Genomic DNA, 16516 nt, shown 5'->3' with positions numbered 1-16516 from the left:
TTTGAAATCTCAAACGAATCCTAGGATCAATGGGGGTACAGGGCAATAGTCTGTTCGAAAAAAAGAACGAAAACGGCGCATTTGACTCATCTTTCAGATCAAACGACAACACCCCCTTCGCCTTGCGGGCGACGGGGGTGTTGAGGGCTGCGGTCGCTACTTAAGGTTGGAACGATTTGAGGATGGTCAACAGACTGGTCAGGTTGTCGGCCACGCCGCCTTGGGCGACTTTTTCGGTGGCGGCGGCGCCAGCGGTGGTGTCGACGCTGTAGATCTGCATCACGCCCTGGTTGGTAGCGGCCTGTGCCAGGGTGTTTTGCTGCTGCTGGGCCGAGACCGAGTTCTGGAACAGGATCGCCGTGGCCTGGCCCATGGATTGGTAAATCGTGCTCATCGCCATCGCTGGCGACTCGGCCACGACCTTGACGTTGGTTTGGGTGACGGCATCGGTGATTTGCGGGCTGACTGTGCTCATGGTTGGAACTCCTGGGTTGAGAAAGAACAACATCCGTTATCGCTCAGTGCTTAAGCCTGGAAGGACTTGAGCACGGTCAACAGGCTGGTGAGGTTATCCGACACGCCGCCTTGGGCGACTTTTTCGGTAGCGGCCGCACCGGCCGTGGTATCGACACTGTAGATCTGCATCACGCCCTGGTTGGTGGCTGCCTGGGCCAGGGTGTTTTGCTGCTGCTGGGCCGACACCGCGTTCTGGAACAGAATCGCCGTGGCCTGCGCCATCGATTGGTAAATGGTGCTCATCGCCATCGCTGGCGACTCGGCCACTACTTTGACGTTGGTCTGGGTGACCGCGTCGGTAATTTGCTCGTTAACAAATGCCATGATCAATTTCCTTATTTAGTACACGGTGCATTCCGTGTTCATGAATGAACGTTGCCAAGCAGGCGCTGTGAAACGTGGGGCGTTCAAGGTTTGGCAGCAGGGCCCAACGCCGCTTCAATCTGCGTGATCAAGCCTTGGATCAGTGCCTGCACTTCCTTGCGTTGCGCGTCCTTATCTGGGGCCGCGCCTTCCAACACCTGGCGTAGCGCCGCCTCACGCTGATCGGCGGCGGCTTTGAACGCTTGCTCATTGGCCTTCGACTGCTCAAGCACTTGTGTGGCCCGCTTGAGGGTTTCATCGACGATGGCTTGTGGCGTTCCGGCGAAGATCTGCGGGTTGCGCAGCATCGCTTCGAGCCGTTGGCGATCAGCGGTGGACAAGACCGACGGTTTGGCTGAGGCCGTCATTTCAACCTCCTCGGGCAGTACGTTGCTGGCGAAAGGGCCGCTAAAGCCGCACCTCGACGTTGTCCTGCCAGAAGCCCGAGAAGTAGAAATACGCCGAGGCATCACAGAACGTCGCCAGCTCCGCAGGTGTAATCGCGCTGGGTTGGTTGCCGAAAATCGCCGGCGGTGGCGGCAGCAGGTTGGCGGAGTTATAGAGGTTGCCCACTTCATAGCAGTTGGCCGCGAACTGCGAACAGAACGAGCCGCTGCCAATCGCCACCGACTCGTTGATGCGTTCCAGGAGGCTGGTGTTGGAGGTCCAACGCCGGAATGCAGAAATCATTGCGTTCCACACGCTGTAACGGCCACGGATATCGCCGCTGATCTTGTCGAAATAGAACTGCTTGGCCGCCACGACTGCCGCTTCGCCCAACTCACTGCTCACGCAAGAAAAGACCATCGCCGAGCGCGGCGGCTTCTCGATGCTGAGATCGGTCAGCGACAGCCCCTCACCCACGCTTTCAATCACCAGGGTGTCGCTCACCGCTATCGCTGGATGCACCACATTCAAGTACGTCGTGTCCTGGGAAAACACCTTGGCCTTGACCAACTGGCCCGCGCGAATAAACGCCCGCGTCGCGCTGTCGTCTTCTTGCTTCACCGAAAAAATAATATCTCCAGGCTGCATGATGTCGCTCCTCACTTAAGAAAAGTTGCTTTCAAGTTGCTGTTGCACCGCTTCAGAAGAACGCTGAAGCGCTGTGCTCGGTTCAGGCCGCTGGCGCAGCCCGGTTGGCCAAGGTGTCGGCGTACTTGGCGATGCTCTGGTCGATCTTATCGATGGCTACGCTGGCGGCTTCGGCTTCCATGGCACCGGCAGCGGCGGCCACGGCGGCAGCGGCGCCCACCAGCAAGTCGGTGGCTAAGGCGCCCAAGGCGTCTTCGGCAGCGGCCGGCAGGTTGTCCTTGACGATGTTCTCGGTCATTTGCTGCAGCAGCACGGCCTGGGCCGCCAGCGCGATCTTGCTGACGCCGTCGAAATACCCCGCCGCCGCCTGAGCCACCAGCCCCGCCGCCTGGCTGATCATCATGTCGGCTGGCACCGCAATCTGCGCCGGTGCATAGGCAAAGTTCTGTGCATTGGTGAACTGCACCGCCTGGACAATCTGACTGTTGAGGGCCGCCGTACTGTCGGCCGACGGCGTACTCACCTGATTGAGCAGATGCTCGTTCATGCGCGCCATGACGGAGCGCGGGGCCGGGCTTTCAGGTGCGGGCGGAGTGGCCGCCGAGGCCGCTTGTGCTGAGGCAGGTTTTTTTCTGCTGAACCACGACATAATGGATCTCCCCAGGGCTCAGCCCTTCTCGCCAATCTGCATGATCAGCGCCACTGCCTTGGAGATCACGGCATTGGAAATCTGGTTCATCGCCTGCTGGCTGTTGACCGCGTTCTGCAACGACAGGCCCGCCGCACTACTGGCCACCTGGTACAGCGACGCAATGGCCTGGGCCGGCGCCTCCGCCACCACCTTGACGTTGGTTTGGGTTACCGCGTCGGTGATCTGGCTGTTGACCTCTGTCATACATCTCTCCTTGATGGCATTCACCCAGGCATGGGCGTGGATGGTGGCGGCGTGGCGCACTCATACAACTAGAACGCCCCGCGCCAGCCTTTGTGAATCCAGCTCAGCGCAAGGCACTTCGCAGCAGTTGCACACGCTTACGCACCAGAGGCAGCTTGACCTGCAGTTCGGCGGCGATTTGTGGGTAAGGCAGGTCGTCGACAAAACGCATCTCAAACAAACGCTGCTGCAAGATCGGTAACTGCGCCACATGCGCCTCGACATGCTCCAGGCGCTCATAACACTCCACCCGCTCCAACACCGAAGCGCAGGGGGCGGCGAGCACGGCGAGGTGATCGTGCTCAAGATCAATCGAATGATCGAACAGCCGCCCCTCGCGCTTGCTGCGTCGCAGGCTGTCGAGAAACACATGGTCGAGCACCAGAAACAGAAACCCCTCAGGGTCGCGAATGCGTTCCGGCGAGCGGCGAAAAAACAGCAGGGCTTTGATGGCTGTGGCCGATAACCACTCCTGGCCCTGGTCCTGATTGCCCTTGGCACGCCGCAGGGCGCGGCGCTTAAGCTCGCCCTGGACTGCACGCCAACTCGCTTCGAACAAGCGGTCATCGGCGCCCCATTGATCCTTGAACGGAACAGTCATCCCCATCGCAAGCACTCCTGTGCATCCTGAATGAAGGGCCAGTCTGCAAGGACTCGACAGGAGGGCGCTGTTACCTGGGGAACACTGGCGCGACTAATTCAAGGCAAATGCCTTGCGCCGCAAATGCTCGAGATCGTTGATCACCATCCGTTCCAAACTGCCGCTGATCAGGCCACTGCGGCGCCACAATTGCAGTTGAACATTGAGCTTAGGACGACTGGTGTTGAGCATAGACGCCAACACCCCCTGGCTACCGGGCAATGACACGCAGGGCATCGCAAGAGCGCGGTCGATATCGCCCACATTGGCCAACAGGAACCGCGCCAACCGCGACTCCAGCCGGTGCAGGCACACCAACTCCAGCAACTCGATGGCATGGAGCAAACGCACCATCATCAGCATCAACAAACGCCGCAGAAACACCGGCTCCTCAAATAGCCGTGCAAAATGTCGGCGCCCTAATTGCAGCAAACGAGTGGGGCTGCTGGCGAAGGTCGAAGACTCGCGACCATGGCCATTGATCAACGCTGTTTCCCCCACCACCTGCCCGGCGCCCGTACAGCCGATGATCTGCTCCCGGCCATCTGGCCCGTGCACCACCGAATAAATCCGGCCCTCCACCACCAGGGCAAGAAACTCGAGCGTGTCGTCCTTGAAATAGAGCAGTTCACGATCCTCCAGCGTGCGCTCCACCATATGGGTGGCGACGTAGCGCAAGAGGTGCTCCGGCATACCTCGAAACAGATCGGAGCGGGCAAGCAGGGTTTGTTTCAGCGGGAGATCGAGCATCACGGTTCCTTTGGAATGCATGCGTTCACCTGGCCAGGGGAGGAGAATTGCGGCGTGACAGCGGTGCTAAAGCCACAAGAGCAAAGCAAACAAAAGGACGTACGGTGCAGCGAGTTGTGAAAGGTTCTGGCAAATAGCCACTTTTTTGCTAACACAGCCTACGATAGTCAGCGAAAACGCCGGAATGGACGCACCTGGCGGACATGGGTATGATGTCGCCCGCACAAGCATCCGTAGCTCAGCTGGATAGAGTACTGCCCTCCGAAGGCAGGGGTCGTGGGTTCGAATCCCGCCGGGTGCACCAGATACAGATGAAAAAGCCCCAGGTCGAAAGGCCTGGGGCTTTTTTGTGGGTGTCGATTTAACGCTTCTGCAACGCCTCCAACCGTACCGGCAAATCCTCCTTGGGAAAGCGTTTATACAGCGCCAGCAGCTTTTCATCCGCTGCTCTGGTTTCCCCCGCCAGGCGCAGGTCCACAATTTCCTGCAGCCCTTGCTCCAACGATGGCAACGCCACCGCCGCGCGCTTGCTGAGTTTGGCTGCCGGCTCATCCGCCAACGCGTCGGCGACCTCAGCCTGAACCGGCGGCGCGGCGGCCATGCGGGCCATGGGCGCGGGTGCAGGTGCCGAGAGCGCTTGCGGCGCCGGGCGGGCGGCTTCCGGGTGGCGCGCGGTGAAGGTGGCTGTGGATATCTCTGGCTGCGGTACAGGCGAACGCATGACTACGCCGATCATCAGCGCCACGCCTGCGACGGTGGCGAAGGCCATCTGCCAACGCGGTTGGCGGCAGGCCTGTAGCCAGCGTTGCCACAGGCTCAGCTGTGGCGCCGGGGCTTCGCGGCGAGCGGTGTTGAGGATGAAGGCGTCGAGGGACGCAGGCGGTTCGCCTGTGCTGTGTTGACGAAAGTGTTGGAGTATCACGTCGTCGGGGTCCTGGGTGTGTCGGGAGTCGGTCATGCGGGTATCTCCTCGGCCAGCAGGCGGCGCAGTTTCTGCTGGGCGTAACGCAGGCGGCTTTTTACGGTTTCCAGCGGGGCGTTGGTGAGGGCGGCGATTTGCGGCACTTCGAGGTCGCCGTGCAGGCGCAGCAGGAAGACTTCGCGCTGGTCTTCAGGCAAGTCTTGCAACGCCGCGTCAAGGCGTGCCTGGTCGCGGCTCAGGCTCAGTTGCTGATCCGGCCCGGCGCTGTCGTCGGGCTGGGCGTGCAGTTGCTCATCGTAGCTGTCGTGCAAGGGGGTGTGCACGCCGTGCTTGCGCCAGTGGTCGATCAGGCGGTTGCGGGCAATCTGGAACAGCCATGTCCGAAAGCTCGCCCGCCCTTGTGGCTGGGTGCTGCTGCGAATCAGGCTGAGCCAAGTCTCCTGAAAAACTTCTTCCGCCAGTTCGACCCTGTTGCTCAGCGACACCAGAAACCGGTACAGGCCTTGGCGGTGCCGTGCGTACAAGACCTCGAACGCGGCACCGTCACCGGTTCGATAACGGGCCAGCAGCGCTTCGTCGCTGGGTGAATCATCTGGAACGGCCATGTAGGTGGCGAACTCCTTTCTAGACGTAGAAACCTTTCAATTGTGGGAGCCGGGCTTGCCCGACTCACACACTGGATCTTCATTGGACCCAATGATTAGTGTTTGAGGCTCTGCGCCAACTCCACCATTTGCACGAACTCGTTGCGCAGCCCGAACGGGTCATCACCTCGGGCTGAGCGGGCCAGTGCGGCGGTGTCCTGCAGGCGCATGCTGCCAGTGTAGCGGCCATCGCCCTTGAGCTGTTGGGCGAAGGCTGCAACGGCCGCCGAGAAGCGCAGGTCATCACTGCCTTTGGTCGACTCGGTGCTGATGGGCCGCTCAATCAGCTGGCTGTCACCGCCCGCCGCCGGTTTGTAGCGCACGCGCAGCATCGCCAACTCAGTGGAGGTGTTTTGCGTCGCAGGGGCGGCGGCGTAGCGCAGAGGCTCCAGCCAGCCCTTCTGGCCCTTCGGCACAATTTCGTACAGCGCGGTGACGGTATGCCCTGCGCCGATCTCACCGGCGTCGACCTTGTCGTTGTTGAAATCTTCACGTTTCAAGGCGCGGTTTTCATAGCCCAGCAGCCGGTATTCGCTGACCTTGGCGGGGTTGAATTCCACCTGCAATTTCACATCCCGCGCGACAACGGCCAGGGTTGAGCTGAGCTGATCCACGAGCACTTTTCGCGCTTCACGCAGGTTGTCGATGTAGGCGTAATTGCCATCGCCTGCGTCGGCCAATTGTTCCATCAGGTGTTCGTTGTAGTTATCCACACCGAAGCCCAGGGTGGTCAGGGACACGCCGCTTTTACGCTGATCGGCGGCCATCTGCTTGAGGCTGTCGAAGTCGCTGACGCCCACATTGAAGTCACCGTCGGTGGCCAGCAGGATGCGGTTGATGCCTCTGTCGATATAGCCTGTGCGGGCCATCTGGTAGGCCAGCTCGATGCCGGACGCGCCCGCTGTGGAGCCGCCCGCCGCGAGTTGGTCGATGGCGTTACGGATCTTGGTTTTGTCGCGGCCGGACGTAGGTTCGAGCACTACGCGAGACTCACCGGCATAGACCACCAGCGACACACGGTCTTGGTCGCGGAGCTGGTCCACCAGCAATTTCAGCGTGCTTTTGACCAGCGGCAAACCTTCGCGTCGGTCCATGGAGCCGGACACATCCACCAGGAACACCAAGTTGGCCGGCGCCAAGTCAGCCACCGCGCTGTCGGATGCCTTGATGCCGATGCGCAGCAGTTGGGTGTGCGGGTTCCACGGCGTGGTGGCGACTTCGGTGGTCACACCAAAGGGCGAGCCGCCGGTGGGGCGGGCGTAGTCGTAGGGGAAGTAATTGACCATTTCCTCCAGTCGCACAGCACCTTCAGGCGGTAGGCGGCCCTGGTTGAGAAAGCGTCTTACGTTGGCATAACTGCCAGTGTCGACATCGACACTGAACGTCGAGACGGGGGTTTCAGCAACACGATGCACCGGGTTGTCCGGCAGGTTTGCGTATTGCTCGCGGGGCTCGCTGCGGTAGGCCATCGCCGCCGAATCCTGACTCAACAGGCGCATGGCCATCGGCGCAGGCATCGGCATACGTTTGCTCAGCGCCCCCTGCACAGGTTCGCTTTGCAGTTCTGCGACAGGTGCAGCGTGCTCAGGCTTGGCGACATCACGGGAAGAAGACAACCCACAACCGGCCAGTGCAACCAGCAAGGTAACGGTAAAGCCCTGGGCGACAGGACGCACGTGCAAAAGAGGGCGGGACATTGGCTTAACCTCGTGAATGAATAATGCGATCACAAGGTAAGACGCGAGGCCTTAGAGGTTCGGGTTAATTCCTGGCGTCTCTTGGGAAAATCGCCACAAACCGATAGCACACGTCAGCCTCCTATCGCCCCCCCCAGCTGTGACGAGCCTAAACGTTAAGAACCAGCAGCACGGGTATAAACCCCCAGCGACTTCATGACGTTATGAATCACACGCTGAAGACTTACTGAGTCACATATTGGCCTTTGAAAATGTCTTCTATCACTGCCAGCGTTGCGCTTAGCGCAACGGACTTTGCGAATTTTTTTGTAGGGAGAAACGCAACTAAACACTGGGAATTATCACGTTGAGAATAGATTTCAGAGCGCCCGCCTTCTCCGCCCAACCAAATGCCGCACATCAGCCCCAAAGGCCCCCTCGCCTTTCTTTTTTTGGGGCGATGTTCCGGCCATTTACTCCCCCTGCAAGGGCGCATCGTTTTGTGCGTGCGCCTCAACAGCAAGACGCTCAAGCGCACCGCCGTTGGGACGCTTCTAGGGCAAGCCCGGGTAACACGATTGGTGGCAGTTATGACGCTACCTTGCGCCAAAACGATCCGTATATAGCCAAAATCAACAAGTGGTCCTTTGATAGACAGCGGGTTATTGAACAGCTCACACGGGGAACGGGCACATGGCAGGACGTTAACCGTAACAACAAGACTGAGATTTCTTACTACTTCAATAGCAGCTGGGGTAGCCCATTCAACGAAAACCAAAAACAACAGGCCCGGCGCTCAATCCAATCGTGGGGCGATGTGGCGAACATAGCCTTCACTGAAAACGGCGGGCGGGCAGAAGGACGGTTGACCTTCAATATTTCCGAGGAGATCCATTCCGCCGTGGGCCACTTCCCCGGTAACGCTTGGGACAGCGGCGATACCACTTACAACCCAAGTCGGGTGACACGCCACGACTTGACCCACGAAATCGGTCACTCATTAGGTCTGACCCACCCAAGTCATTACAATAGCGGCAAGCGAGACAGGCGAACTCACGACGATCTAGACAGATTGCGTGCCCATGCTCAGGACTCCCACCCCCACACTGTCATGAGCTACTTGCCAGACAGATACAGCGCAAAATCTATTGGACAACTACCAACGGCCCCAATGATGGATGACATCAGTGCCATCCAACACAAGTACGGCGCCAACTATCAAACCCGCAGGGAGAACAACACCTATGGTTTCAACTCCAACACCGGGCGGGATTACTACTCACTGAACAGCAACCGCGACATGGCTGTTTTTTGCATCTGGGACGGCGCCGGCAACGACACCCTGGACGTCTCGGGCTATGACACTGACCAAGTGATCAACCTCAAGGCCGGTTCGTTCTCTGATGTGGGCCACGGCCGGGGCAACGTCTCCATCGCCCGGGGCGTCACCCTCGAAAATGCGATAGGGGGCTCAGGCCATGATGCGCTGATCGGTAACGACGAGAATAACCGGCTCACGGGCGGCGGCGGTGCCGATCGATTACGCGGTGGCAGAGGTGCCGATAGTTTTGTGTATAACTACGCCAGCGACTCCACACCGCAAAATCCGGATGAAATCATGGATTTCACCAGCGGCAGCGATAAGATCGACGTGACGCAGCTGTTGAGAAATGCGGGCCTGTCCTCACTGTCCGTTGTGAGTGCCTGGAGCGGCAAAGCCGGTGAGGCGCTGCTCTCCTACGATGAAAGAAGCGGTATGGGCTCTGTGTCCATCGACCTCAACGGCAATGGCAGAGCAGACCTGTTTATCAAGACCCATGGGCAAGTCAGGCCAACTGACCTCGTGCCCTACAGAGCTGGCGGGGTAAGAACACGTAGCCTGCCCCCACTGACTACAACGCGCGCGCAGCCACGTGTGAGTACCCCCGTGGCAGAACCGCGTTTCATCTTCAACAGCGCCCGCGATTCGACCTTTTCCAATGCTCGGTTACTGACGGATTTCACCACCGGCACTGACAGTATTGACCTTCGCGGGGTGGAGAAGGAGGCCAACACGCGCCTCACGCACGTCAATGAGTTTACCGGGCGTATTGGCGATACCCGGGTGAGCTACAACCCGCAAAGCGGCCGCTACTTCATCGCCATCGACCTGACCGGCAACCGCACCACGGACTTCCTAGTGAAAAGTACGCAATGGATCAGGCCCAAAGATATCATTGTGCACTGACGGCGATGCGTGATGCTGGCCTATAAGAGCCAGCAAACGCTTTTCACGGGCACACAGGCAAATCAGTCGGTGCCGTACTTCGGGTTACGTGGGCCATACAGAATCCCGGTGCGTTGCCCCGCCGACAGCAGACGCGCACTGGTGATACCGGCAATCGGGTGCGCCGCATCAGTGGAGCTGTTGATCACTTGCTTGACCGCCGCCGTGATCAGCATGCCCACCAGGCCGCCGCCATTGTTGTTGCCTTCCTCGCTGGACGCCCGCGCCGAACCGGTCCACAAGGTGGTGCCGGTGCGCAGGTCCACCAGTTTGGCCGAGGCCGTCACTGAGGTGTCGCTGGAGATCAGCATGTACTTGGTGCCGTACTCACTCACCGTGATGTACAGCGCCGCGTCGGCGCCAAAGATGTCATGCAGTTTGGCCGGTGCCACGCCTTGGATATCGTTGGCGGTGGTCAAGCCGTTCTGGCGGAAGGTTTCGTCCACCAGGGCAATCGGCAACACGTAATAGCCAGCTTCGGCCAACGGGTAGGTGACCTGCGACACCATGCTGTAGGACGCCTGCACTTCCGGTGACTCATTGATCGGCGGCAGTACCAGTATCGACTTGGGCCGCGCCTGTTTGTATGCCGTGTAATCAATGGTCTTGGGGGCTGCGCAACCGCCGAGCAAGGCCAGGGCCAGCAAGGCACCAGTGAGTTTTAACAGGCTCATTTAGTGGCGACTCCGGTCTTGGCGTTTTTCAGCAAAAAGTCCATGTACGAGGCGGACTCGGGGAACAGCGCCTTCTCGGTGCGAAACTCCTGCACCATCTGGTCATCCTTGCCCATGGTCATGTACAGCATGCCCAGGTGGGCGTGGTAACCCGGCGGGGCCTTGCGACCACTGGCGTTGATCTTTTGCAGATCGCGCTCCAGTGCCTCGACCTGCGCTTCCTTGGGCTCGCCCTTGAAGTACTCGTAAACCTGCGGCTGGTAGCTTTCCCATTGATACAGGGGTTGGGGCGCCGTGTGGCACCCGGCGACCGTCGCGATTGCTGTCAGCATCAGCGCCAACTTAACTGCCTTGCTCATCCGTGTACTGCTCCTTGAGGTGCTGCTGATCAGTTGCGCGGGTTCCAGGCGCCGGCATTGATGCCGTCGACGAGGCGGTTGATGGCTTCGCGCATGGCCAGGTCCAAGACCTTGCCATTGAGGGTGGAGTCGTAGCTGGCGGTGCCGCCAAAGCCGATGACTTCACGGTTAGACAGGGCGTATTCACCGGCGCCCTGGGTGGAATACACCACTTCGGACGTACTGATGTTGACGATATTCAGCGCGACTTTGGCGTACGCCACTTGAGTCTTGCCACGGCCGAGAATGCCGAACAACTGGCGGTCACCGGTTTCTTTGCGGCCGAACTCGGTCACGTCACCCGTCACCACGTAGTCAGCACCTTTAAGCTTTTGCACGGTGCCTTTGATCGCGGCTTCCTGGGAGATTTCACCCATGTTGTCGCGGTCCAGCACGCTGAAGCGGTTGGTCTGCTGCAGGTGGGTGATCAGGATGGTCTTGGCCTGGCCACCGAGGCGGTCAACACCGTCGGAGAAGATGCCGCGCATGTAGCTGGAGCGGTTATCGAACTTGCCTACGGCAATCGGCACGCGCACGCCGGAATAGGCAATGTTGGCGCTGGCGACCTGTTCTACCGGCATCGCGCGGTTGCTCTCCGTGGCGCAACCGGCCACGGTCAGCAGCGCTGCGGCGGTGAGGCCCGACAGCAGGATTTTGGACAGTGTTTTCACAGAGTGCTCCTAGAATGAGAAATCGGGTGCGGCAGATAACGCTAGCGGGACGGAATGTCGCGTAAGTCATCGACAATGAAGCGGCTCAACAAACCGGTGTAGAAAGGCTCCACACTGGAATTGCCGGTGTTGGTCAGCGCACCGGCCATGGTTTTCATGTTCTGCCAGTCGCCTTTGTAACCCTTGGGCATCAGTCCTTGGCGCGCCTGGGAAAAGTGCAGTATCTCGGCACCGGCCTTCTTGATCTTGACCGAATAATTGAAGTCGACACTGGCAAGGATCGTGTTGTCGTCGACGATGGCCGTCATGAAGCCGCCTTGGGTGTCTTGGATGCGCCGCGTGTAGATAACGCTCACATCCAGCAGGTAATCGGCCTTTTCCTTGCTGGTGGCGTAGCGCTTGGCCTTGAGCAGGCGGTCGATCAGATCGACGCCCAATTGCTGGCGAACCTTGGCATCCGGCATAAAGCGCTCGTTCTTGCCCACCACCTCAACGTCGAAGGTGTCGAGCCAGTAGGTAGCTGTCTTGGGAATGGTGACCGGAGCCGGGGAGATGTAGTAATCCGGCTTGGAGGCGCAGCCCAGCATGAGGCAGGCGGCGAGTAATACGGCAAAGGCGCGCATCTCTGATTTCGTCCCTGAAAAGTATCGTGTTTAAAACAATCGCGGTATTTTACGGGGTTGAGAGGGCTTCTCAAGCTGTTTCGGTGACCGTCTTGCAGTCACGCATACGCCTCAAGTTATCGACCGCCCGGTCGAGACCCTGACTTGGCTCGTTCATTAATAGGGAAATTTTGTGCTGAACACCCTCTGCCGCGCTGCGGCGCTGATCGCGACGCTGTCGATGACCGGCTGCGTCTCTTATACCGTCACCGGCCCCATTGGCGCCCCGCTCCACCCCGCCACTAGCAGCAGCCCGCGCAGCGCGCAAATTGCCGATGTGGCGGTGAACGCCGCCGACGTTAATGACGTCAACAAAACCGCGATCAGTCGCTCGCTCACCGCCCAGCTCAACCAGTACGTGCGCGCAGCGGGCTATTTCAAGCAAGTCACCGAGTACCCCACCCGTCTTGAAGAGAACGACGTGGTGCTCAAGTTCAACATGACCTCGCTCAAAGGCCATCGCGCGCCGCACCCGGCCTACATCCCCGGCGCCTTGCTGACGCTGACGATCTGGATCTGGGTCAACGGGCCGATCTATGTGGACAGCTTCGAGGTGGCAGGCGACCTGGTGATCGTCGACCGCAACGGCAAAGAACTGGCCACGGCCAAAGAAAACCTCAAGTTCGAACACAACGTGGGCCTGTACGGCCGCGAATACTGGGCACCATCCATGGGCGCCCAACAACTGAACACACTCGTCGCGCAACTGCTCGACACTGCCACCGCCAAACTGGCCAAACCCTGAATTCAAGGAGCAACACATGCAAGGATTGATCAAGCACAGCCTGGTACTCGCCGCCGTCTTACTGACCGGCTGCGTGTCCTACTCGCAACACGAACTGCCACCGGTGCAAACCTGGCCGCCGACCGCCAACGCGCCGGCACACAAACCGACCGCTTACGTGCGCACCACAGCGCTGAGCCAGGTCAACGGCGGCCCCGGCAACGCCACCGCCGGCGCGCCTGCGGCCCTTTGGGAAAAATCCGTGGCCGATGCGTTTCGCCAGTCCAACCGCTTTGCGCGGGTGAGCACTGATAAGGTCGACTCGGACATCTACGCCGACGCCACGCTGTACAACAACGAACAGTTCAGCATGGCCTCGGCAATCATCACCGGCGTCACCTTCTTCATCATCCCGTCCACGGCGAAGAACACCTTCACCCTGGAGACCGTGTTCAAGGACAAGGACGGCAAAGAGCTGGGCCGGGTCAAGAAAAGCGAATCCGTGCGCACCTGGATGCACCTGGTGCTGATCGTGGGTATTCCGTTCCAGGCCAATACCGGTGAAGTGGTTGAAGCGTTGACGCGCAGCACGTTGGATGAGGCGGTGCAGCGCAAATTGCTGTAAAGCCTTCGAACGCGGGGCGCGCGACCTGTGGCGAGGGCGCTTGCTCCCGTTGGACTGCGTAGCAGTCCCATTTTTTTGCGCCAGGGTTCTACGACTTACTGATCCGCCGATAGCGCTCACAAACAGCCGCGTATGAAAGGTTCACCGCGTCAACATCGCTCAAGGTGCAGTCCCACGTGCGGCCGAACCCCTAAACGAACCAATCACAAAGCGCCCTGGAACCATGGGTGTGCCCTAACTGGATTTCGATCAGGCTCTGAGGCTGCGCCCCCCAAGTGTTCAGCCCACTCAAACACATCCTGCTCAGCATAAAAATCAGCCCATTGCTCAACGGTTAACAGCCCCAAGTATAAATCGCCCTCATCCTGACTGATTGACCCACGAGAGGGTTTGCCAGCACTGGCGGATCCACCTAACGACTCGATAAACGCCGCAAACGTGCGCTCATTCATTTCAGCAGCGCAGACAATCATTGCAGAGTCGCTCATAGCCTGACCGATCCCTACATGAGAGCGCAGCGCCGGTTTTTCCGCCGCCATCTGATAGGTTTATTTCGGCTCCCGCTCGCGCTTCTCCGCGCAAAATGGCTCCCAGCCTTTCACGACAGTGCCGGAGTACTCGCCACAGCTCGCCCCCTCCAGGCTCTCGTCGAGCGCGTCGCGCTCAGGTGCAAACCACACCGAGTCGACCAGGTACGCCGCGCCCGCTGCCAGCATGAGCACCACCGCCAAGCGCGTCACCATATAGCGCGCCGTGGCCCGAGGCGTGCGCGAGCGCTCGAATACAAACGCGAACAACAGCCCAATGGCGCCCATCAGGAAAACACCCAGCGCCGAGCCGAAAGCGCCGGAGGTAGAGCTGTCGAAGTAGGCCCACGCCAACATAGAGACGCTGGCACTGACGAACATCAGCAGCAGGCAAATTCCCTGCGCCAACCGCCACCCTATTACCGCTAAACCTGCCATTGAAACCTCACGCGTCATGGGAACCTCGTACCAATGCGCACCGGTTCATTCGAGAACCAGATGCCGGTGACTTTGCCGACAACATCCTCAACAGCCACCTGGCCCATGAAGCGGCTGTCATTGCTCACATCGCGGTTGTCGCCCAGCAGGTACACGTGCCCCGGCTCGACCAAAAACGGCGCCAGTGTCAAGGAGTAGTCCTTCTTCACCCGCTCGGCCGGGGCGTGGAACAACCCCAGGTTTTCGCCATTGCGGATCAGCTCGCCGTTGACGAGGGCCAGCGTGTCGCCGCCGACACCAGCCACACGCTTGACCGCCTCGGTGCCGTTCCAGCGATACACCACGATATCGCCGGCCTTGGGTGCGCCGGGGCGCAAGTCGGACACGATGTAATCACCAATCGACAGCGTAGGAATCATCGAACCCGACGGTATGTAATAGTTTTTGAAACCCAGCAGCGGCGCGCGAGACGCGTCAAATATCAGCAAGGTGATCACGATCAGTACGCCCACATACAGTACATGGAAACGCTTGCGTGGCACGCCCGGTGGGCCGTCGTAACGGCGGGCCAGCACCGCGGAGGCAATCGCGGAGGCCAGCTTGACGAGGATGGTGAACGCCAAGAGCACGTAGAGCCCGACAGGCGTGGCGGCCAACCCGGTGACCCCCAGCAACACCACGCCGACATACAGCAACGCCGCAACCCGAATGCCCCATTTGATGCGGCCGACATACACCAACCCCCAGCCGACGACCAGGCAGGACATCAGGAAGGCGAGAAGGGAGAACTTGCTGGATTTCATGGGTCTTCCTTGATTAAGCAACTCATCCTCTTAAAACGAGGGCGAGAGAAAATAATAAACAGAGCAGCCTGCCAGCGCAGTGCCTGTGGCGAGGGAGCTTGCTCCCGCTGGCTGCGCAACAGCCCCATTTTTCTGGCGACCGGCACCACCCACCTTCAGGCATTGGCGCACTCAACCGACTCACTCGTTGCCTTGGGCAAAACCCAATACGCTGCGCCCCCCATTGAGATCCCGCCATACACAAAACACAGCAACGCGGGCATCAAGCCCCCCATCATCCGCGCCTTCCCCCCATCATTTGTAAGGCTCAACAGCAAAAAAACCGACCACGCCGCCGCGACCGTGGCACCCACCAGTGAAACCGTCAGGTAGACCCTTTTTGAGCCTCTGGCCTTGAGCAGCGTTACAACGAGCGCCATGACCAATGCGGGGATAAAAAACAGGATTTGCGCCAGGATCGGAGTGCTGAAAAAAATCGAGAACGCCTGCAAGCCATTGATGCCGCCAAGCAAGTGTGGGCGGGTGAGCATCGTGGTAACGAGCGTGAGCAGCATCAAAGGGACGACTGCCAAGCCGGCAAATAAGGGGCATAACAGAAAGGCGAAAAATACTTTTACGGCTGGGTAACCACTGCCACTCATGGGCTATTCCCTTAGCTGCGTGAACAACAACACGTTGAAACCTGAGCGACCACTCTCAAGCAGTGCCGGGCTTCCCGTCGTCATAGATGTCGGCAAGGCTGCGGACCTTGGTCAAGTGGCCGGTTTGAATCACGATGGTCTTGGCGAACATATCGCCGAGACGGGTTCTGGACTCCAGAAAAATCCACACCCAGTCGATGATCACCAGCACCCCGGCATTGCGGGTGAACGACTGAGAAATGCTGCAGCCCTTACGGGTTTTACGGTCGACGACCGCGATGCTCAGCCAGCGCTTGCCCAGGCTCTGACCATTGGGCAGCGCGTCTGCGAGCAAGAGGTAGGCAAAGCCTGCGAAGAACGCCGCGAGGAACCCGCCCTTGGCCGTCACGGCGGGGACGAACGCCGACAGCGCCTCGGCGCCGAACTTGACGATGAAAAAGATCAGCACCGCGATGCCAGCGTCGATGATTCGCGCCAGCAGGCGACGGCCGATACTGGCCAGAATGGTCGGCCGTTTAGCGGGGGAAATTGTGTTCATGCGGTGTCATTCCGGCTTATGTCGAGTGTCAGTCAAAGAGGGTTGAGAGCGCCGGCGATTGACCGGCGC

23 protein-coding genes and 1 tRNA gene are annotated in these 16516 nt (G+C 59.5%); 4 read left to right on the top strand and 20 right to left on the bottom strand.

The genetic code is table 11. The features are described from left to right. Positions 1 to 160 precede the first annotated feature (160 nt). The 8 genes from FW764_RS25210 to FW764_RS25175 form a co-directional block, all read right to left on the bottom strand. Complete coding sequence (locus tag FW764_RS25210) at positions 161 to 475, bottom strand: RebB family R body protein (protein WP_104995182.1); 315 nt, start codon at positions 473 to 475, stop codon at positions 161 to 163. Between the two features lie 50 nt (positions 476 to 525). Continuing rightward, positions 526 to 840, bottom strand: coding sequence for a RebB family R body protein (locus FW764_RS25205; protein WP_083355834.1), 315 nt, complete (start codon positions 838 to 840; stop codon positions 526 to 528). A gap of 83 nt (positions 841 to 923) precedes the next feature. Beyond that, a complete protein-coding gene (locus tag FW764_RS25200) occupies positions 924 to 1247 on the bottom strand; it encodes a hypothetical protein (protein ID WP_446436251.1) in 324 nt (107 codons plus the stop codon). Positions 1248 to 1287: 40 nt separating this feature from the next. Further along, positions 1288 to 1914, bottom strand: a complete 627-nt coding sequence (locus FW764_RS25195; RefSeq protein ID WP_446436250.1) for a hypothetical protein — start codon at positions 1912 to 1914, stop codon at positions 1288 to 1290. Positions 1915 to 1996: 82 nt separating this feature from the next. Beyond that, the gene (locus FW764_RS25190; RefSeq protein ID WP_446436249.1) at positions 1997 to 2563 is read right to left on the bottom strand and encodes a hypothetical protein; all 567 of its coding nucleotides are present in this window, start codon (positions 2561 to 2563) and stop codon (positions 1997 to 1999) included. Positions 2564 to 2581: 18 nt separating this feature from the next. Continuing rightward, entirely contained in the window at positions 2582 to 2809 is a 228-nt protein-coding gene (locus tag FW764_RS25185) for a RebB family R body protein (protein ID WP_003187543.1), read from the bottom strand. Between the two features lie 103 nt (positions 2810 to 2912). Beyond that, on the bottom strand, positions 2913 to 3455 hold the full coding sequence (locus FW764_RS25180) for an RNA polymerase sigma factor (protein ID WP_446436248.1): 543 nt from the start codon (positions 3453 to 3455) through the stop codon (positions 2913 to 2915). Between the two features lie 87 nt (positions 3456 to 3542). Continuing rightward, positions 3543 to 4259, bottom strand: a complete 717-nt coding sequence (locus FW764_RS25175) for a Crp/Fnr family transcriptional regulator (RefSeq protein WP_446436247.1) — start codon at positions 4257 to 4259, stop codon at positions 3543 to 3545. A gap of 206 nt (positions 4260 to 4465) precedes the next feature. On the opposite strand from FW764_RS25175, the gene FW764_RS25170 reads away from it, so the two are divergent. Further along, a tRNA-Arg gene (locus tag FW764_RS25170) sits at positions 4466 to 4542 on the top strand. A gap of 57 nt (positions 4543 to 4599) precedes the next feature. On the opposite strand, the gene FW764_RS25165 is transcribed toward FW764_RS25170, so the two are convergent. The 3 genes from FW764_RS25165 to FW764_RS25155 form a co-directional block, all read right to left on the bottom strand. Further along, entirely contained in the window at positions 4600 to 5196 is a 597-nt protein-coding gene (locus FW764_RS25165) for a hypothetical protein (protein ID WP_446436246.1), read from the bottom strand. Then, on the bottom strand, positions 5193 to 5765 hold the full coding sequence (locus FW764_RS25160) for an RNA polymerase sigma factor (RefSeq protein ID WP_446436245.1): 573 nt from the start codon (positions 5763 to 5765) through the stop codon (positions 5193 to 5195). Before FW764_RS25160 ends, FW764_RS25165 begins: the two co-directional genes overlap by 4 nt. A 95-nt stretch (positions 5766 to 5860) precedes the next feature. Then, positions 5861 to 7501 carry a vWA domain-containing protein gene (locus FW764_RS25155; RefSeq protein ID WP_446436244.1) on the bottom strand — a complete coding sequence of 547 codons (1641 nt, stop codon included), beginning with the start codon at positions 7499 to 7501 and terminating at the stop codon, positions 5861 to 5863. Between the two features lie 580 nt (positions 7502 to 8081). On the opposite strand from FW764_RS25155, the gene FW764_RS25150 reads away from it, so the two are divergent. Further along, on the top strand, positions 8082 to 9707 hold the full coding sequence (locus tag FW764_RS25150) for a M10 family metallopeptidase C-terminal domain-containing protein (RefSeq protein WP_446436243.1): 1626 nt from the start codon (positions 8082 to 8084) through the stop codon (positions 9705 to 9707). Between the two features lie 62 nt (positions 9708 to 9769). On the opposite strand, the gene FW764_RS25145 is transcribed toward FW764_RS25150, so the two are convergent. From FW764_RS25145 to FW764_RS25130, 4 genes are read right to left on the bottom strand one after another with little or no spacing between them, the layout of a single operon-like run. Further along, a complete protein-coding gene (locus FW764_RS25145) occupies positions 9770 to 10420 on the bottom strand; it encodes a DUF799 domain-containing protein (protein ID WP_106577342.1) in 651 nt (216 codons plus the stop codon). Next, complete coding sequence (locus tag FW764_RS25140) at positions 10417 to 10779, bottom strand: DUF4810 domain-containing protein (protein WP_110622924.1); 363 nt, start codon at positions 10777 to 10779, stop codon at positions 10417 to 10419. The genes FW764_RS25145 and FW764_RS25140 overlap by 4 nt, the downstream gene beginning before the upstream one ends. A gap of 29 nt (positions 10780 to 10808) precedes the next feature. After that, complete coding sequence (locus FW764_RS25135; RefSeq protein ID WP_406999584.1) at positions 10809 to 11489, bottom strand: CsgG/HfaB family protein; 681 nt, start codon at positions 11487 to 11489, stop codon at positions 10809 to 10811. 41 nt (positions 11490 to 11530) lie between these two features. After that, positions 11531 to 12112: a hypothetical protein gene (locus FW764_RS25130; RefSeq protein ID WP_446436242.1), complete on the bottom strand. Its 582-nt coding sequence runs from the start codon at positions 12110 to 12112 to the stop codon at positions 11531 to 11533. Between the two features lie 172 nt (positions 12113 to 12284). Here FW764_RS25130 and FW764_RS25125 point away from each other — a divergent pair, with 172 nt between their 5' ends. Both FW764_RS25125 and FW764_RS25120 read left to right on the top strand, forming a co-directional pair. After that, the gene (locus tag FW764_RS25125; RefSeq protein ID WP_446436241.1) at positions 12285 to 12896 is read left to right on the top strand and encodes a hypothetical protein; all 612 of its coding nucleotides are present in this window, start codon (positions 12285 to 12287) and stop codon (positions 12894 to 12896) included. A gap of 16 nt (positions 12897 to 12912) precedes the next feature. Then, positions 12913 to 13500: a hypothetical protein gene (locus tag FW764_RS25120; RefSeq protein ID WP_446436240.1), complete on the top strand. Its 588-nt coding sequence runs from the start codon at positions 12913 to 12915 to the stop codon at positions 13498 to 13500. Positions 13501 to 13703: 203 nt separating this feature from the next. Here the strand turns inward: FW764_RS25120 and FW764_RS25115 are convergent, their stop codons facing one another. From FW764_RS25115 to FW764_RS25095, 5 genes are all read right to left on the bottom strand, one after another. Beyond that, positions 13704 to 13988: a hypothetical protein gene (locus FW764_RS25115; protein ID WP_446436239.1), complete on the bottom strand. Its 285-nt coding sequence runs from the start codon at positions 13986 to 13988 to the stop codon at positions 13704 to 13706. A gap of 60 nt (positions 13989 to 14048) precedes the next feature. Beyond that, positions 14049 to 14483 (bottom strand): hypothetical protein, encoded by a 435-nt coding sequence (locus FW764_RS25110; RefSeq protein ID WP_446436238.1) that lies wholly within the window; start codon positions 14481 to 14483, stop codon positions 14049 to 14051. Further along, positions 14480 to 15268 (bottom strand): signal peptidase I, encoded by a 789-nt coding sequence (lepB, locus tag FW764_RS25105; RefSeq protein WP_446436237.1) that lies wholly within the window; start codon positions 15266 to 15268, stop codon positions 14480 to 14482. Before lepB ends, FW764_RS25110 begins: the two co-directional genes overlap by 4 nt. 155 nt (positions 15269 to 15423) lie before the next feature. Further along, positions 15424 to 15909, bottom strand: a complete 486-nt coding sequence (locus FW764_RS25100; protein ID WP_446436236.1) for a hypothetical protein — start codon at positions 15907 to 15909, stop codon at positions 15424 to 15426. Positions 15910 to 15964: 55 nt separating this feature from the next. Continuing rightward, positions 15965 to 16447 carry an RDD family protein gene (locus FW764_RS25095; RefSeq protein ID WP_446436235.1) on the bottom strand — a complete coding sequence of 161 codons (483 nt, stop codon included), beginning with the start codon at positions 16445 to 16447 and terminating at the stop codon, positions 15965 to 15967. Positions 16448 to 16516 lie beyond the last annotated feature (69 nt).

The organism is Pseudomonas sp. 1152_12 (assembly GCF_052850675.1).
The sequence above is the reverse complement of the archived record's forward strand: the minus strand, read 5'-3'. Positions and strand labels throughout refer to the sequence as shown.

Excerpts from the sequence above, each read along its gene's own strand:
- FW764_RS25210 (WP_104995182.1), bottom strand. The coding sequence starts at position 475 with ATGAGCACAGTCAGCCCGCAAATCACCGATGCCGTCACCCAAACCAAC.
- FW764_RS25205 (WP_083355834.1), bottom strand. The coding sequence starts at position 840 with ATGGCATTTGTTAACGAGCAAATTACCGACGCGGTCACCCAGACCAAC.
- FW764_RS25200 (WP_446436251.1), bottom strand. The coding sequence starts at position 1,247 with ATGACGGCCTCAGCCAAACCGTCGGTCTTGTCCACCGCTGATCGCCAA.
- FW764_RS25195 (WP_446436250.1), bottom strand. The coding sequence starts at position 1,914 with ATGCAGCCTGGAGATATTATTTTTTCGGTGAAGCAAGAAGACGACAGC.
- FW764_RS25190 (WP_446436249.1), bottom strand. The coding sequence starts at position 2,563 with ATGTCGTGGTTCAGCAGAAAAAAACCTGCCTCAGCACAAGCGGCCTCG.
- FW764_RS25185 (WP_003187543.1), bottom strand. The coding sequence starts at position 2,809 with ATGACAGAGGTCAACAGCCAGATCACCGACGCGGTAACCCAAACCAAC.
- FW764_RS25180 (WP_446436248.1), bottom strand. The coding sequence starts at position 3,455 with ATGGGGATGACTGTTCCGTTCAAGGATCAATGGGGCGCCGATGACCGC.
- FW764_RS25175 (WP_446436247.1), bottom strand. The coding sequence starts at position 4,259 with ATGCATTCCAAAGGAACCGTGATGCTCGATCTCCCGCTGAAACAAACC.
- FW764_RS25165 (WP_446436246.1), bottom strand. The coding sequence starts at position 5,196 with ATGACCGACTCCCGACACACCCAGGACCCCGACGACGTGATACTCCAA.
- FW764_RS25160 (WP_446436245.1), bottom strand. The coding sequence starts at position 5,765 with ATGGCCGTTCCAGATGATTCACCCAGCGACGAAGCGCTGCTGGCCCGT.
- FW764_RS25155 (WP_446436244.1), bottom strand. The coding sequence starts at position 7,501 with ATGTCCCGCCCTCTTTTGCACGTGCGTCCTGTCGCCCAGGGCTTTACC.
- FW764_RS25145 (WP_106577342.1), bottom strand. The coding sequence starts at position 10,420 with ATGAGCCTGTTAAAACTCACTGGTGCCTTGCTGGCCCTGGCCTTGCTC.
- FW764_RS25140 (WP_110622924.1), bottom strand. The coding sequence starts at position 10,779 with ATGAGCAAGGCAGTTAAGTTGGCGCTGATGCTGACAGCAATCGCGACG.
- FW764_RS25130 (WP_446436242.1), bottom strand. The coding sequence starts at position 12,112 with ATGCGCGCCTTTGCCGTATTACTCGCCGCCTGCCTCATGCTGGGCTGC.
- FW764_RS25120 (WP_446436240.1), top strand. The coding sequence starts at position 12,913 with ATGCAAGGATTGATCAAGCACAGCCTGGTACTCGCCGCCGTCTTACTG.
- FW764_RS25115 (WP_446436239.1), bottom strand. The coding sequence starts at position 13,988 with ATGAGCGACTCTGCAATGATTGTCTGCGCTGCTGAAATGAATGAGCGC.
- FW764_RS25110 (WP_446436238.1), bottom strand. The coding sequence starts at position 14,483 with ATGACGCGTGAGGTTTCAATGGCAGGTTTAGCGGTAATAGGGTGGCGG.
- lepB (WP_446436237.1), bottom strand. The coding sequence starts at position 15,268 with ATGAAATCCAGCAAGTTCTCCCTTCTCGCCTTCCTGATGTCCTGCCTG.
- FW764_RS25100 (WP_446436236.1), bottom strand. The coding sequence starts at position 15,909 with ATGAGTGGCAGTGGTTACCCAGCCGTAAAAGTATTTTTCGCCTTTCTG.
- FW764_RS25095 (WP_446436235.1), bottom strand. The coding sequence starts at position 16,447 with ATGAACACAATTTCCCCCGCTAAACGGCCGACCATTCTGGCCAGTATC.